The 14,892-nt window shown below is 49.7% G+C and carries 13 protein-coding genes; 6 read left to right on the forward strand and 7 right to left on the reverse strand.

Annotation, left to right across the window (positions count from 1 at the left end):
* The 7 genes from V3S16_RS10060 to V3S16_RS10090 form a co-directional block, all read right to left on the reverse strand.
* Positions 1-1,073, reverse strand: a 1,073-nt coding sequence (locus V3S16_RS10060) for an MBL fold metallo-hydrolase (protein WP_413884556.1), incomplete at its 3' end; no start/stop codon positions are given.
* Between the two features lie 488 nt (positions 1,074-1,561).
* On the reverse strand, positions 1,562-1,987 hold the full coding sequence (locus tag V3S16_RS10065) for a hypothetical protein (protein ID WP_413884557.1): 426 nt from the start codon (positions 1,985-1,987) through the stop codon (positions 1,562-1,564).
* Between the two features lies 1 nt (position 1,988).
* A complete protein-coding gene (locus V3S16_RS10070) occupies positions 1,989-2,279 on the reverse strand; it encodes a hypothetical protein (RefSeq protein ID WP_413884558.1) in 291 nt (96 codons plus the stop codon).
* A 1-nt stretch (position 2,280) separates the two neighbouring features.
* Positions 2,281-2,514 carry a hypothetical protein gene (locus tag V3S16_RS10075; RefSeq protein ID WP_413884559.1) on the reverse strand — a complete coding sequence of 78 codons (234 nt, stop codon included), beginning with the start codon at positions 2,512-2,514 and terminating at the stop codon, positions 2,281-2,283.
* Positions 2,515-2,532: 18 nt separating this feature from the next.
* Positions 2,533-3,018, reverse strand: coding sequence for a hypothetical protein (locus V3S16_RS10080; protein ID WP_413884560.1), 486 nt, complete (start codon positions 3,016-3,018; stop codon positions 2,533-2,535).
* A 16-nt stretch (positions 3,019-3,034) separates the two neighbouring features.
* The gene (locus tag V3S16_RS10085) at positions 3,035-4,450 is read right to left on the reverse strand and encodes a CaiB/BaiF CoA transferase family protein (RefSeq protein WP_413884561.1); all 1,416 of its coding nucleotides are present in this window, start codon (positions 4,448-4,450) and stop codon (positions 3,035-3,037) included.
* On the reverse strand, positions 4,450-5,934 hold the full coding sequence (locus V3S16_RS10090) for a CoA transferase (protein ID WP_413884562.1): 1,485 nt from the start codon (positions 5,932-5,934) through the stop codon (positions 4,450-4,452). Before V3S16_RS10090 ends, V3S16_RS10085 begins: the two co-directional genes overlap by 1 nt.
* A gap of 1,137 nt (positions 5,935-7,071) precedes the next feature.
* On the opposite strand from V3S16_RS10090, the gene V3S16_RS10095 reads away from it, so the two are divergent.
* From V3S16_RS10095 to V3S16_RS10120, 6 genes are all read left to right on the forward strand, one after another.
* Entirely contained in the window at positions 7,072-8,712 is a 1,641-nt protein-coding gene (locus tag V3S16_RS10095; protein ID WP_413884563.1) for an acyl-CoA synthetase, read from the forward strand.
* A gap of 294 nt (positions 8,713-9,006) precedes the next feature.
* Complete coding sequence (locus V3S16_RS10100) at positions 9,007-9,972, forward strand: MBL fold metallo-hydrolase (protein WP_413884564.1); 966 nt, start codon at positions 9,007-9,009, stop codon at positions 9,970-9,972.
* Between the two features lie 263 nt (positions 9,973-10,235).
* Entirely contained in the window at positions 10,236-10,643 is a 408-nt protein-coding gene (locus V3S16_RS10105; RefSeq protein ID WP_413884565.1) for a thioesterase family protein, read from the forward strand.
* Between the two features lie 78 nt (positions 10,644-10,721).
* The gene (locus tag V3S16_RS10110; protein ID WP_413884566.1) at positions 10,722-12,746 is read left to right on the forward strand and encodes an acetate--CoA ligase family protein; all 2,025 of its coding nucleotides are present in this window, start codon (positions 10,722-10,724) and stop codon (positions 12,744-12,746) included.
* Between the two features lie 212 nt (positions 12,747-12,958).
* On the forward strand, positions 12,959-13,942 hold the full coding sequence (locus V3S16_RS10115; RefSeq protein ID WP_413884567.1) for an amidoligase family protein: 984 nt from the start codon (positions 12,959-12,961) through the stop codon (positions 13,940-13,942).
* A gap of 180 nt (positions 13,943-14,122) precedes the next feature.
* Positions 14,123-14,863: a class II glutamine amidotransferase gene (locus V3S16_RS10120; protein ID WP_413884568.1), complete on the forward strand. Its 741-nt coding sequence runs from the start codon at positions 14,123-14,125 to the stop codon at positions 14,861-14,863.
* The last annotated feature ends 29 nt before the right edge of the window (positions 14,864-14,892 follow it).

Below are 14,892 nucleotides of genomic sequence, written 5' to 3' on the forward strand. Positions count from 1 at the left end.
TCAAAGTACGGCAGGCTTTCTTCGTATTTTTGCAGGCCCAGCAAGGCATGGCCCTTGGCCGCCAGGGCGTGAACATTATCCTTTTGCTGTGCCAGAATTTGATCTAAAATCTCGATAGCCTCTTCACAGCGACCCATATCGTTCAGCGCAAAGGCCTTCAACTGCATGGCCGATACTTTTCCCGGCCTGAGGGCCAGCTCTTTGTCGCAGCAAAAAACAACCTCCTCCAAAAGACCTCCTTCAGCCAGTTGCGAGGCTCCCTCCATCCAGCTGGTTTGGGATTCAGCATCTACGTCGATGATTTTCATCATCACGCCCTCGTAAGTTTGCTCGACGGATTGATTGCCGGTGCGCGCCACGGGCACGTCATGCCCGGGGAGTATATTTTCAATCTCTTTTTTCATAAGCTTTTTGAGCCCGTAAAGGTAATGGTCCAGCCGTCCACCGCCGGTTTTGTCGGCGTCTGCTATGGCGTTGGGCAGCACGGTGTCGCCGGTGATGGCCGTTTTGGTCGCTTGGTTATACAGGCAGATGCTGTCAATGGTATGGCCGGGCGTGTGGATCGCTTCCCATTCAAAACCGCTCAGCTCCAAGATTTCCCCCCCTTCAATTTCAGTCAGGGTGAATCCGGTCTCTTTGAGCATTTTTTTAAATTCCACGGGACCACCGGCATGGACGATAATCTCGATCTCTTTTTTTTCCCAGACAGGAGGGTATCTCAATAGTTCGAACACGCACATGCAGTGGTCACGATGCCCGTGGGTGAGAACCACCTTCTTGATGTCCAGAGGATTGTACCCCATTTTTTCCAGCTCGGTAAAAATGGTGTAATCATTTCCCGGATCCACAATGGTCAGGTACTCACCGGCCAGCACATAGACGTTGCTGGAATGGTGATATCCGATCAGAAACATGCTCTTTTCAAAGACAGGGTCCGATACCTTGAGAATCTCACCTATAGACAGCCAACCGGGGTGGTCCGGTTCTTCCTCCGGCGGCTTTTCATCCCACATTATAGGCGTTGGTTTTTCGTCCGGGTTGTTTTTTCCCTCATTTTTGAATTCTGCGGTCATCTTATTTCCTTTGTAGAAATTTTTAATATTTAACAATTAATTGTTAAGTCAGCGATTATGTCCGATTCCTGATCCCCGACCCCTGGCACCTGAACCCTGCTCTAATAGTACATAAAGGCCAAAATGACAAGCCTATTTTATTTGGCAAAATAATTAATAACAAAATCGTTAAATATGGGTTTGCCTACGGTGATGCCGGATGCACTTAAAGCGGCGCAGCCGCGTTTTATAAAATCGTATTACCTGAATTTTGCACGTAAAGAGCGATAGTGAGTTACGAGGCGCCAAGTTTTATTGCAGCCACAGCAGATTCATATCAAATTCAGGTAATACGATTTTATTGGCAAAAAAATCCCCCTCTCCGAATAATCCGAAAAGGGGGATTCTTGTTGCAATTATGCCACTCCCCTGCGAGCAGGGGAGTGGTTGTTGGTTATGATGGCTATGGCCACTCGATGCAATCCGGACAATAGTCCGGTTTCATCTTGTTATCCGGCCACGTAGTCCAAGACATAGTCCAGTTTCATCATCTTTTCCGGCCACATCTTCTTGCTGATCTTTTCTTCGCCGGGGTAGACTTTTTTCCCGTCGATCTTCTCAATGAGCATTTCAAGGAAATGAAATTCCGTGAGCTCGTATTTTATGATGACATCGGACGGAATCAAGACCACAAGACCGGTCTCTTTGGCGGTTTCCCACTCAAAGGCTTCATTGGGAGCCGCACACTCTTGACCATCTTTGCCGGAGTAGATTTTGAGCAGCTGCCCGGAAACCTTAGCTCCCGGCTGAATGTCAAATTCCTCGAACAGCTCGTCGGATATGTGCCACCAACAGGCTCTCATATTGGCAGCGGCATATGCTTTTACGAGCATGGGGTCAAAGCCGCAGACCACCACACGACATTTTTCAGGCATATTAAACCTCCTTTTTACTTTCGTTGATCTCCACTTTACTCAACTGATCGCGAAGATCTTCAACCTGGCTGTAGCAATAATTCATGAACTCTTTGGCCTCAAATTGGCTGAGATGTTTCTCCTCAAGCAATCTTGTGACGTAGGGATAAAGCTTCTCATCCATTTCTTCACGAAATTCCTGAAGCACATACTCATTATCCCCGTCAGGGGATGCCCAACTTAAATAGCCTCTTTTCCAGTTGTTAAGCATCCCCTTGAGGGTGTCGAGTTCCTTGGTTACGTTTTCTTCCATGCTATTTCTTCTTCTTGTCTTCAAAGGCATAGCATTTCTTGACCACGTTGAATTCTGCTAAGCACCAGTAATGGGGCCAGTGGATCTTTGTGCACCAGCCGACAATGTCTGCGGGCGGAAACTTGGAGTCCTTGAGAACCGGCTTCAAGCCTATACAGCCCCAGCATATATGGTCACTCGAATATTCCGGAATCAATATGGTATCCAGAAATTCTTCAGGTGTTAATTCTGCCATAGGACACTCCTTTCATGATTAGAAATCCCTCACTTCGCCTGCCGCCAGTTTCTGCTGATACTCTTCCCAAATCTCGGGCGCATCCCGCTGAATATCCCAGTAGAAATTGAAGCTGCCTGCCAAACCGGCCGACGGCGGCTGCGGACGCCATCCGCGCACCGGGCGGCCGCGGATGCTGAACTTGACCATATCGGCCACACCCGTCAACCAGGACCTCGGCTTGCACTCGTAAGCCCGGGTGCGGCCCTCGATACCGTCTCTGTAGTTGGCATAGCCCTCGTAGGGCCTGTCGGCATACAGCGGGCTGGTGTCCGGGGTTTCACCGGCTCTTATTTCAGGCCCCTTGTACATAAATCCTTTGATCATGTGGATGTAGTACACCGTACCGCACTCGGCACAGTTGATCGTGCCTTCCCAGTCCCAGAAACAGTATGGGTCGAGGTAGTTGATGGTGTCACACGTTTTGCCTTTCACTTCTTCTTTACACCAAATTATATCACACACTATACCACCTCCTTTTTTATATCCAGGCCTTGTCATACCACTCTTGGATCTGAGTGAGCGGTATGCCGAGCATGTCATGGTAGATTTTCTTGTTATCCGCACCCACCGGGCGCCAATGCCAGTTGACCCTGCGCGGGGTTTTTTCCATAAGTCCGCAGCTATAGCCACTCTGCAGCAGCATATCTCCGAACAGAGGATCGTCCAGCCAGCGGACCGTGCCTCTCTCGCGGTAGTGCGGGCTTTCGTAAACCTCGCGGTCGTTGCGAACCGGTTCGGCCAGAAGGCCGGCATCGTTCAGGATCTTGCAAACTTCGGACCTGGTTTTGTCGTCGGCCCATTTTTCAAGAGCGGTGTAAATCTCCACCTGGGCTTCGCCTTCACAGCGTTCATTATGAGATTTATACTTGTCATACAGATCATTGGTGCCGGTGATGGCGCACAGCTCCTTGAAGTCTTCATCCTGGAAGGCGCTGACCATGGCATAGCGCGCACAGAATTTATCCTGCGGGTTGTCAACATCCGGAAAGTCGGATTTGCCGCACAGGATAATGCCGTGCACCGCTAGTTGGGTGTCCCAGTTGCCCCAGCGTTGACGCACGATACCGAACTTGCCGTACATGGGCAAGGTGTGTCCGAGCATACGGGTGGGGACCTGTACCTGGGAGACTTCCAGCATAGTGCCCAGCCCGGTCTTGCGGCGCCAGTGGATGGCCGCCAGGATTCCGCTGCTGATGATGTTGCCGGATTGCCAGTCAATGACCCAGTTGGTGCACTTGGTGGCATGGCCGCCCATGTACTCGTGCATACCGGTTATGGAGGCGAGCCCGGCGTGGGCCTGGCCCAGAATGTCGTAGGAACCGCCGAACATCTTGGGACCGTACCCGAAACCGCCGCCCCAGACATAGATAAACCGGGGGTTGATTTCGGAAAGGTACCGGTAACTCATCTTCCACTTGTCCAATGTTCCCGGCCGGTACAGCTCGGTCAGCCCGTCGGATTTTTTCACCAGCCCGTAAAAGACATCCACCATCTCGGGGAGGTGGTAATCCATGGTCAGAAAATACTTGTTGGAGTTGGCGTTGGTGAATCCCAGGCCGGTTCCGGTCATGGGACGCGTGTCGTGCAGCGGATACAGGTAGCACTCGTTAAACGGGGATGTATGACGCATGGCATCACCCATCCTCGGCATCTCGATCTTGATGACCTCGGCGCCCAGTTCTGCCAGGTTTACCGCGGAGTGGGGCGTGAAGATATACATGGTGCAGCTCAGCCACCGAATGCCCTCAAGCGGTCTGGGCTTGGTGTGTTCATTGCCCACGTCAAAGATACCCTTGCAGTACTCCTCGTAGGGCATCTTCATCTCTTCGAGTTCACCTTTGCTTTTGGGGCCTGGCAGGTCTTCCATTCGTGTTACTCTTGGGTCTTTTGCCATTATATCACCCCCTTCTGTTTAAATTCATTAACCGTGGTGGGTCCCATTCCAAGCCATTTCTGGTAGATTTCGTAGTTGTCGAACCCTATATCTCGGCCCATCCACTTGCACCTGAACGGCGTATAGAGCTGATAGGACAGCGGGCTCGAAGCAATCAGCAGCGGCCCGTAGTCGGTCTCATGCACGTATTGCCAGGGGCGATACTTGAAGTGGGGGAACTCAGCGACCTCGTCGATGTACAGCAGCGGTCCGGCCGCAAGCTGGTAGCCCATCAGTTTTTCTTCGGCCTCGACCCGGTTGGTATCCCTCAACCACCGGGTGGTCAGGGTGTAGGTCTTGGTCAGGGCGTGCAGCGCATTCCTGGCCCCCATCTCCTTGAGGAAGGGGTCTTCGTGGATCAGCCGGCCGAACTGGTCGTCATCGTTCTCAAGGCAAAAGCCGATGTTGTACCACAGCTTATCGGTTTGCCCGCCGATCATCATGTAGCCGTCCTTGCAGGGGTTCCAGGCATACTGGTTCAGGTTGGGGTCCCAGCCGCCGGATCGGCCTTTGATACTGGCATTGAAACCGTACCAGGTAATATCAAAGTCGATGATGTCCATCATTGCTTCGGCGCCGGTAACCTCGATCATCTGCCCCGTGCCCCCTAACTCGTCTCTCCAGTAAAGGGCCGACAGGCCGTTAAGGAATGCCTGCGTACCGGCAACATAGTCACAAATCCAGATACCCGAGCGGGTTGGGTCGCCGCCCCTGCCCCTGGGGAGCAGGTCCTGGGCCAAACCAGTGTTGTGCACCCAAGAATTGGCACAACTGGAAAAGGGCTCGATCTGCCACTGGCCGAACTTGGACTGCTTGTCCTTCCAGGGACCCCACTGGCCCAGCATGCCGATCCAGATGTAGACCATCTTGGGGTTGGCTCCCTTGAGCTGGCGATACCCGATACCCCGATCATCCATGTGGCCGGGGGGCATCCCGTCGATCAAAACATCGACGTTGGCCGCCAGTTTCTTGAAAAGTTCCTGGCCGTCCTCGGTATCGATATCCAGGGTGATGCATTGGGTGTTCACCGTCTCGGCGACAAACTCCATGCCGCACTTTTCGCCGCTCTCGGTATTCTCCAGCAGGTACTCTTCGCGGCCAAAGGGCGTCAGCTTCCGCAAGGGATCACCTCCGGGCGGTTCAACCGTAACGCACTCGGCCCCGGCTTCGGCGAATGAAGAGGCGGCAAACTTGTGGCCCAGCCTCCAGAGGCCGATATCCAGCACACGGAGTCCTGCCAGGGCTTCAGCTTTCCCGTATCGATCGTAGAAATTGAAGCTTTTTTCAGACCAGTCACAAAACTCCTTCGCCTTCCGCTTATTATATACAGCTTCGGCGACCTCGTAAGGAGGAGGCGGTGTGACCGGGTAGGGCCGGACATCAAGATCCATGAGCTTGATGGTGTCGGCCCGGCTGTTTATTTCAATGTCTTTTCTTTCTGCCATATTTTACCTCCAAAATAGTTAGAATTTAACTCAAGAATTGATTCTGAGTAATTCTTAGCTTAAGAGGAACGGCAATGATTCCTCCTGACTGCAGCTTATCACCTCCTTTCATAATGATATTCGGCGCATCCAGCAATAAAGAAAACAGACAATAAAGAAAAACGAAAGGGATGCGCTTTGGTTCTCATACAGCGCATTATGATGCTGGTGGCCTCGCTTTATCCTATATAAAAACGTCTGCTTTATCCGTTGATGAGTCTGTTTTACTGGAAAAAAATCTCTGTAATGTCACTTCCTTTAACAGCATTTTTTTAAAATGAATTTTATTTAGCGAGTATAAACATTGTGCTTAAATTTTGGCTGTTAAAAAAATGAATCGTGTTCAGTATATTTTTTTTTAAAACTTTGTCAAGAGAAAAAAAGATGAATTTTATTGATCAAATTATCTTTGCAAAAATAATTTGATCAACAAAAAGAATTGTTAATTAACGCACGGCTGTCAAGGCTTTGCGAGACCCTTAGCCAGAAAAAATGGCGGTTAAAATATTGATGGAAATATATGGAAGTGTCGTGCAGACCACACTATATGCGAACGGCCGAACACAATATATAGTGGTATAAAAATAACAAGCTACTCTATAAAGCATATGGTAGTATAGAGCAACTTTTTTTGACCCGTGCTCCTGCAAAGATCAGTGGTAAAGACTTATTTCTCACAAAAAATGTCAAGATGCAAGAAGAATTTTTACAGTTGCCTAATTTAATTTTGACGGTCTCGCAAAATAATCTGAAAGCATTCACCGCCGGTGTTTTTTCTTGTTGCAATTTGCTTTGTGATATCTTATATCCATTTGTTCAGAAACTTGTCTGAGAATATTCTCTGTGAATCGGGGAATTCAAATTTAAATAAATGTGCATTGGTCCAAAATTAATTTTATTGGAAAGGAGGTGAGCTTTCAACGCACTGCACTGGAGGCCGCACCGGCCCGAAGTTAGTTGGGGTGAAATGTTGTAAAACTCAGCATCAGGGATTCAAAACCTCATAGTTTCTGAATTGCAACGGGAGTATGAATTCGTTTGTTGGGCAAGAGGCACGCGTTAATAAGAATCAAGAAAAAATTTAGGGAGGTTTGTACTATGGGTAAAATACCGGAAAACATGCTGCCACCAAAAGATATGTGGCCCGAATACACTGTACCGGAAGAGTTTGCGGATACTCCCGATGAGTTAAATCTAGCAGACTTTCTGGTCGACCGCCATGTGCGCGAAGGCCGGGGTGACAATGCGGCCATCAAGTTCATGGACCAAACCGTCACCTACGCACAGCTTCAGGAAAATGTTAACAAGTTCGGCAACGCGCTTAAAGAAACCGGCGTTGAAGCCCAGGATCGCGTCGGTATCCGACTGGTAAACTCTATCCAGGCCGTTACCGCCATTTTTGCCGTTGAGAAAATCGGCGCCATTCCGGTACCGACGTCTCCGCTGTGGTCCGGCGAGGAAGTGGCCTTTGTGGCCAACAATGCCGAGATGAAACTTTTTATCGTCAATGCGCCGCTCATGCCCCCGGTAGAGACGGCAAAACCTAACTTCGAGTTCGGCACCAAGGTCATCGTCATCGGCGGTGAGGCCGACGAAGTCAAAGCGGCCGGTAACATGGTCTATGAAGAGATCCTCGCGGCCGGATCCGCCGACCTGGAAGCCACCATGCTCAAGGGTGACGACATCGGCCTTATGCTTTATACCTCCGGCACCACCGGCATGCCCAAGGGCTGTGTCCATTTTATGAGGCCCATCGTCATCACGGCCAAGATGGTCAACAAGCATGTTTATAAAATGGGGCCCGGCGATGTTCTGGGCGGGGCCGCCCCGATCTCTTTTGCGGCCGGTTTCGGCACCTTTACGCTTATGCCTTTTGAAGGGGGCGCCGCCATATCCCTTATCCCCAGATTTACGCCGCCTGACATGCTGGAACTAATCGGAAAGCATAAAATTACAATTCTCACCGGCCTGCCTACAGGCTACCGGGCCCTGATGAAGTTCCCCAAGTTCAAGGACTATGACACCAGCTCGATTCGTCTTTACACTTCCGGTGGAGACGCTCTGGGTGCCGAGACCCTGGAAGGTTGGAGAGGGCTGACCGGTATGCCCATCTGGGAAGGCCTGGGGGGCACTGAAATGCTGCACCTGGTCACCTCCAATACCCTGAACGACGAACCCATGCCCAACTCCATCGGCAAAGCTCTGCCCGGCGTAGAATGCAAGGTCGTGGATGCCGACTGGAATGACTGCAAGCCGGATGAAGTCGGCAGCATGGTTCTTAAAGGGCCTTCGGGGAGCCTGTACTGGAAGCCTTACGTGGAGGATGAACGCCTCATCAAATCCCAGAAAAAGGGCGTGGTCAACGGCTGGAACCAGATGGGTGATGCGGTCTTTATGAAAGAAGACGGAAATATTTTCTTTGTATCCCGCGAGGACGACATGATCAAAAGCTCCGGCTACCGTATCGGTCCGGCCGAGGTGGAAGAAGCCCTCGAAAAGCACCCGGATGTTGCCGAAGCCGGTATCGTCGGCATACCTGATCCGGACAAGGGTCAGATCACCAAGGCCTTTTTGGTGCTGAAAGAAGGCGTTGAAGGCAACGACGAGTTCTTTGAAAACCTCAAAGAGTTCTTGAAGGAGTACATTGCCATCTACAAGCTGCCCAGAGCTGTTGAGTACCGGACTGAGCTGCCGCGCACACCAACCGGCAAACTCCTGCGCCGCCATCTGCGTGAATAATGGTTTAAGTCCTTCGCGGAACGTATCAATGCAACCATATCCCCTCACCCCCTAAGGGTGGGGGGATTTTTTTTGGCACTTGTACTTATAGCGGTTGTCATAAATATATTTCGATTTAGTCACTTGGGTTCATATTTTTAGCAAGCCGCCGGCAACGAAACGTTATTTTGACAACTACTAAAGATATCCTTGACTTTTTCATGGAACCACTCTAACTGATATATGCAACTGATTGAATCTATACAGCTTTATGCCACAAAGTGTTACAAAAAAACAAGGCAAGGAGGAAGAATCATGCAGAACAATTTGCCGGTTACATTAAAGGCGGCGGACCGTGTTGAAATTCTTACCCTTATAGATAACTATATTGATCTCCTTTTACCGGCAACGGATATCGTGACACGCCCGCCTCTGGCTAAAGAGGGACAAATTTTGGCGGACACTCTTTTGGCGGAGCACGGCCTATCCCTGCTTATTACCGTTTATCAAGGCGAAGCTAAACACACCATCCTGCTCGACACGGGTTATACTAAAGTAGGCGTGCTCCACAATATGGAGCAACTGGGAATTAATATTAAAGATCTCGAGGCTATAATCATAAGCCACGGTCATATGGACCACACCGGCTCTCTGTATGCGATCCTTGATAAGATTCCTGAACGCATTCCTTTGGTGCTTCACCCGGGAGCCTTTGTACATCCCCGTTATACTCGCGCCCCGGACGGGGCCATGCGCCTGTGGCCTCAAACCCTGGTGAGAGATGATCTAGCACGGCAAAATGTTGAAATTGTGGAAAGCAAAACGCAAACTCTTGTTGCTGAAGATATGATTATGGTAACCGGCGAAGTGCAACGAACCACAGCATTTGAAAAAGGAATGCCCAATGCCCTTTTAAAGAAAAACGGAGAATTTGTACAAGATCCCATCTCAGAGGACCAGGCCCTTGTCGTCAATCTTACAGGAAAGGGGCTGGTGGTCATTTCCGGCTGCGCCCATGCGGGTATTGTCAATACAGTTGAATTTGCAAAAAAATTGACCGGAGAAGAGAAGATCCATGCCGTTTTAGGGGGATTTCATCTCACCGGCCCGTTCTTTGAAAAAATCCATGACGAGACTATTAAAGAGCTAAAAAAGATGGCGCCTGCGGTGATTATGCCGATGCATTGCACCGGCTGGAAGGCTATTCAAAAATTTCAAAAAGAGTTTGCCTCTAATTTTGTACTCAACAGCGTAGGTTCCAAACTTACACTCTCATCCTAAGCTTGGCAAAATCCCTATTGACTTGAATCGATAAAGTTGAAATATTACCTATTTCCAGATCTCGCAAATAATTATTGATGATGCGATGCAATTTTTGGACAAAACGCTTTAACTCTAATCAAAAAGTTGGGTTCAAAGGTTCAACGTTCAAAGGTTCAGAAATTTAAACCTGTGAACGCTTACAATTTAAGGTAACCCTGAACGGTGAACTCTGAACCTGTGAACGCCTAATAAAACACTAAATCAGCCAATGGAGGTAAACAATGACTGAGGCACTGAAGGTTGATATGACTAACGAAATGGAAAGGGAAACCACCGAGGAGATGTCGGCGCAAAAAGTCTATCCCCATGTTCCCAATGTCTATGCCACCCGAGCAATGGTTGGGCATATCGAAGAAGTATGTGCTGATATGGTTCTTCCTCACCTGGGCGAGGGTGAGCAGACCGTTGGCATCAGCATGCAGTTTAAACACCTGGCGGCCACGCCTTTGGGAATGAAAGTTCGATACAGCGCCAAGTTGACTGAAGTGGATGAGGCTAAGCTTACTTTTGAAGTTGAGGGTTTTGACGAAGTGGACAAAATTGGCGAGGCTACCCACCAGCGTTTTATCATCAATGCCGAAAGATTTAACAGCAGTGTGGCCAAGAAAGCGGCAAAAGCAGCGTCTTAAGTTTAAGATTTTTTAATATTTTCCGATAAATAGTAATAGCGCCTTATGGTTTGGAAAATACTGCCGGGAGGTGGAGCCATGATGGACAAAGATTCTGTTAAGCAGCTGGACGCGATTCTGAGGCCCCAAAGCGTGGCCGTTATCGGAGCCTCAACCAGCCCTGACAAAATGGGCCATGAAATTCTGAAAAACATCATAGACAGCGGCTTTAAAGGCTCCGTTCATCCCATTAATCCCAAAGCCGACGTCATTCTGGACCTTCCCTGTCACAAGAGCGTCAAGGATATTGAAGGGCCTGTGGACCTGGCCGTCATTATCATCCCGGCCCGATTCGTGCCCCAGGCCGTGCAGGAGTGCGGCGAAAAGGGAGTAAAAGGCGCCATTATCATCACCGGCGGTTTTGCCGAGGCGGGTGAAGAAGGCGAAGAGCTCCAGCAGCAGGTGATTGCGGCGGCGCAAAAATTCGACGTTCGCCTTATCGGACCCAACTGTCAGGGGGTCAACAATCCCCATCATCCCTTGTGCGCCTCCTGGCCTTTGCTAACATACGCCGGTAAGGTTGCGCTTATTTCTCAAAGCGGAACGGTAGGGGCTGCCATGATGGACTGGTTTTCCGAAGAAAAGCTGGGAACCTCCAGTTTTGTCAGCATGGGCAACCGGGCGGATGTGGATGAGGCCGACCTTATTGCCTATTTCAACCAGGACCCGAACACCGAGGTGATTGCCGCTTATATCGAAGGGATCAAACGTCCCGAACAGTTCATTCAAGCGGTGGAGCAGCTTCAAAAACCGCTGGTGATTCTCAAGTCCGGCCGTACACCCAAAGGAAAGGTGGCCGCCGAGTCCCATACCAAAGCTTTGGCCGGTGCCGATGCCATTTATGAAGCCCTCTTTGCAAAATACGACATTTGCAGGGCCTACACCGCCGAGGAATTTTATGACTATGCCAAGGCTCTGGCTTATCTGAAACCACCGCAAGGTAACCGCATTCTTTTTATCACAACATCGGGAGGCGCCGCTATTCTGGCTACGGATCAGGCCGAGCAGGAAGGGTTAGACGTGTCTCCCCTGCCGCAAGAGGCGGTCGAGGCGATCACGCCGCTCATTCCGGCGCATGCCATCAAGGCCAATCCCGTTGATCTGACCGGCGATGCCACCGCCCGGATGTTCGGTGATGTTATGGAAGTAACCCGTAAATACTATGATACCCTGGGTGTAATCTTTGGAGATCCGGTGGAAGATGCTTCCAAAGTGGTGACCGCCGATGCTAATGAGCTGATTATCTTCTATGGAGGGGCCGACGTCGAACGTCACGAAAGCGAACTCATGCACCTTAAAGGAATTCCGGTGTTTCCAACACCCGAACGCGGAATCAAGGCTCTGGCCCGGGTACTCGAGCGCAAAACCCTGGATGCTCCTCAAAGGCCAACGCTGACCGTTCCCGCGGCCGGCCGGCAACTGCCGCTTCACCAGGCATTTGCCCGGATTGCCGAGCAAGGACTCCCCTGCACCGACTTTGCCCTGGCAGACAGTCAATCCAGTGCGGTTCAGATTGCCAAAGAACAGGGATTCCCGGTGGCGCTTAAAATCAGCTCCCCTGATATCCTGCACAAGAGTGATGTGGGTGGAGTAAAACTGAATCTTGGTTCTGCTGAAGCGCTTGAAAAAGCTTTTGATGAGCTGCTGTCAGCCGTTAAAAGCAGCAACCCCCAAGCACGGATAGATGGTGTGCTGGTAAGCAAGATGGCATCACCCGGTCTGGAGGTTATCGCGGGGATGAATCGCGATCCGCAATTCGGCCCGGTTATCCTTTTTGGCCTGGGCGGCATTATGGTAGAAATATTTCAGGATGTGAGCCTCAGACTTCTGCCTCTAACGCGCGAAGATGCTCTGGCCATGATTCGGGAAATCAAGGGCTATGGGCTCATTTCCGGTTATCGCGGCCGGCCGGCGGTGGATGAAGAGGCCCTTGCAGACTGCCTGACGGCCGTGGCCCGGATAGCGGAGAGCGATCCGGAGATTAATGAAATCGATCTTAACCCGCTCTTCGCCTATCCGGACGGGATCCTGGTGGCGGATGCCAGAATTATTGTACGGGATTAGTATTATAATCTTAGAGGCTTAGTGCTCTAATTCGTAAATTCGGTGACGTATTGCATATTAAAACGATACATATTCAGGATTCAGGTGTCAGGTGTCAGGTTTCGGCTATAGCGATTTCCATTCCCGACACCTGAAACCTGAAACCAACTTTTAATACGTCATCGTATTTACGAATACATGTACTTAGTGGCTGAACTATTAGGAAAAACTTGATGATGACTGTCCCTGACAACCTGGTTGTGCAGCTCAAAAATAAGTACCCCATGCTCCAGAACTTCAGCAACCGATCTTTTGGCGTGGAGATCGAATTTTTCGGTTTGCAGTATGTGATTACGCCGTTGGATAGAGGCATCATAAAACCTTATTGCATTTCATCGCGGGCCAAAGACGGGCGCCATATCACGGATCTTTGCCGGGATTTCAAGCTGCCGCTGGGTTCCACACCCGACTTATGGTGTTTTCAGGCGGATACTTCCGTCAGAGGTAAAGGTCACACCAAACATGGTGCCGAACTGACCAGTCCGATCCTCCACGGTATCGAAGGATTGGTGCAGGTTTTCAAAGCCTTGCAGTTCCTTGGCAGTGTCGAGGGGATCAATATTGACGCATCCTGTGGATTTCACGTCCATCACGGCGTGGATCCGCAATCCTATAATTGTAAAGAACTTCAGCAGCTCGTTCGCATCGTAAGTCAATACGAGGATTGTTTTTACCTGCTTATACCGGGAGATCGGCAAAATATCGCAACCTGTCGGCCGATCGAGATCGATATTGAGGCCTTTCTGGAAATATGCAAAAGCGATGCCGGCGGCGAGAACTGCCGGATGAAAGAGCTCTGGTACTCTCCGGAAAATCGCTATGATCCGGAATCAGGCAAAAATTGTCGCTATGACAAGACCCGCTACCACGGCCTGAACCTGCATTCATACTGGTTCCGGTCCACCATTGAATTTCGCTATCACTCGGCGGTTTTGCAAAAGATCGACGAAGCCATGCAATGGATCATTTTCACTCAGTTTCTGGTAGAGTTGAGCCAGGGAAACATTCTGGATATTTATGCTTATCCCAACACAAATAAATGGCTGCAAACCATATATAAAATTTACCTGGATCTCGGATATCGAAATCGCATTCGTAAGGTGATAGACCAGTGCCAGATCGAAGGGTCCCAAGATATATACAGCAACATCAATTAAAAATAGATCCCGAATCTTGAGTGTACAGAAACAAACCAGAGCGGAGTAAAGGGACAATTGTTTGATTTTCAGTACTCCGACAATCTATTATCTCTGAACCTGATTTCCATTCAAAGTTTATTAAATCTGATCCCTTCCGGTAGATTGGGATTTTCGTAAGAACAATATCAGATATGATTCATGTGTGACATTCTTGCCATTTCAGCCAGTTACAACTATACGCCTCAGAAATACCTGCCCATTTTCGCCGTGAAAGGCAGACAGAACATGAACGGCTGGGGTATCGGTTTTTTTCGCGATGATCAGGCCTTTATAGAAAAATCAGCAGAGCAGGTATTCAGCCATCCCAGGGTGCATGAAAGTTTTCAGAGGCTTGCGCGCGTCATTGACAGCCGCATTATCATTTCACACCTTAGCTGCCCCAAGAGCGGCGGTCGCCACGCTGCGCACAGCCACCCGTTCAAGCTTTCTTTTTTAGGCCATAACTGGCTTTTTGCCCAGATTGGTATTGTCGAAGACATCAAAGAATACCGGACCGATGGAATTCCCCGCCTGGAAGCCGACGTCTATACCGCCAGAATTTTTGAATATCTAAGAGATCAAATCGTCTTGCTGCACGATCAGAATCCTTATATCAGTCTTTACATGGCTATCCGCGTCAGTATTCAAAAACTGCTGTCCGACTATCCGGGCCATTACACCTTTTTTCTGGCAAATGAATCGGTTCTCTTTGCTTTTTGCAATTTTCGTCAGCTTATGCTTCTTAAAGAATCGGAGACCATGGGCGAGATTATGCTGATCACTTCCATCGATAAAGGCCTTAGTAAAAAAGAATGGATTCCAATTACATCTAAAGGACTCCACCAGGGCATGCTGCTGGTTATTGCCGGGCCGGATTTGTTGTACGCCGAAGATGTTTGATTCTGGAAGCTGGTTTCTGGATACTGGAT

Origin of the sequence: Candidatus Desulfatibia sp. (genome assembly GCF_036446775.1) — a bacterium.
Taxonomy (GTDB): Bacteria; Desulfobacterota; Desulfobacteria; order Desulfobacterales; family UBA11574; genus Desulfatibia_A.

Bases quoted from the DNA above. Each gene is read 5' to 3' on its own strand.
- V3S16_RS10065 (WP_413884557.1), bottom strand. From the start codon at position 1,987: ATGCCTGAAAAATGTCGTGTGGTGGTCTGCGGCTTTGACCCCATGCTC.
- V3S16_RS10070 (WP_413884558.1), bottom strand. From the start codon at position 2,279: ATGGAAGAAAACGTAACCAAGGAACTCGACACCCTCAAGGGGATGCTT.
- V3S16_RS10075 (WP_413884559.1), bottom strand. From the start codon at position 2,514: ATGGCAGAATTAACACCTGAAGAATTTCTGGATACCATATTGATTCCG.
- V3S16_RS10085 (WP_413884561.1), bottom strand. From the start codon at position 4,450: ATGGCAAAAGACCCAAGAGTAACACGAATGGAAGACCTGCCAGGCCCC.
- V3S16_RS10090 (WP_413884562.1), bottom strand. From the start codon at position 5,934: ATGGCAGAAAGAAAAGACATTGAAATAAACAGCCGGGCCGACACCATC.
- V3S16_RS10095 (WP_413884563.1), top strand. From the start codon at position 7,072: ATGGGTAAAATACCGGAAAACATGCTGCCACCAAAAGATATGTGGCCC.
- V3S16_RS10100 (WP_413884564.1), top strand. From the start codon at position 9,007: ATGCAGAACAATTTGCCGGTTACATTAAAGGCGGCGGACCGTGTTGAA.
- V3S16_RS10105 (WP_413884565.1), top strand. From the start codon at position 10,236: ATGACTGAGGCACTGAAGGTTGATATGACTAACGAAATGGAAAGGGAA.
- V3S16_RS10110 (WP_413884566.1), top strand. From the start codon at position 10,722: ATGATGGACAAAGATTCTGTTAAGCAGCTGGACGCGATTCTGAGGCCC.
- V3S16_RS10115 (WP_413884567.1), top strand. From the start codon at position 12,959: ATGATGACTGTCCCTGACAACCTGGTTGTGCAGCTCAAAAATAAGTAC.
- V3S16_RS10120 (WP_413884568.1), top strand. From the start codon at position 14,123: ATGTGTGACATTCTTGCCATTTCAGCCAGTTACAACTATACGCCTCAG.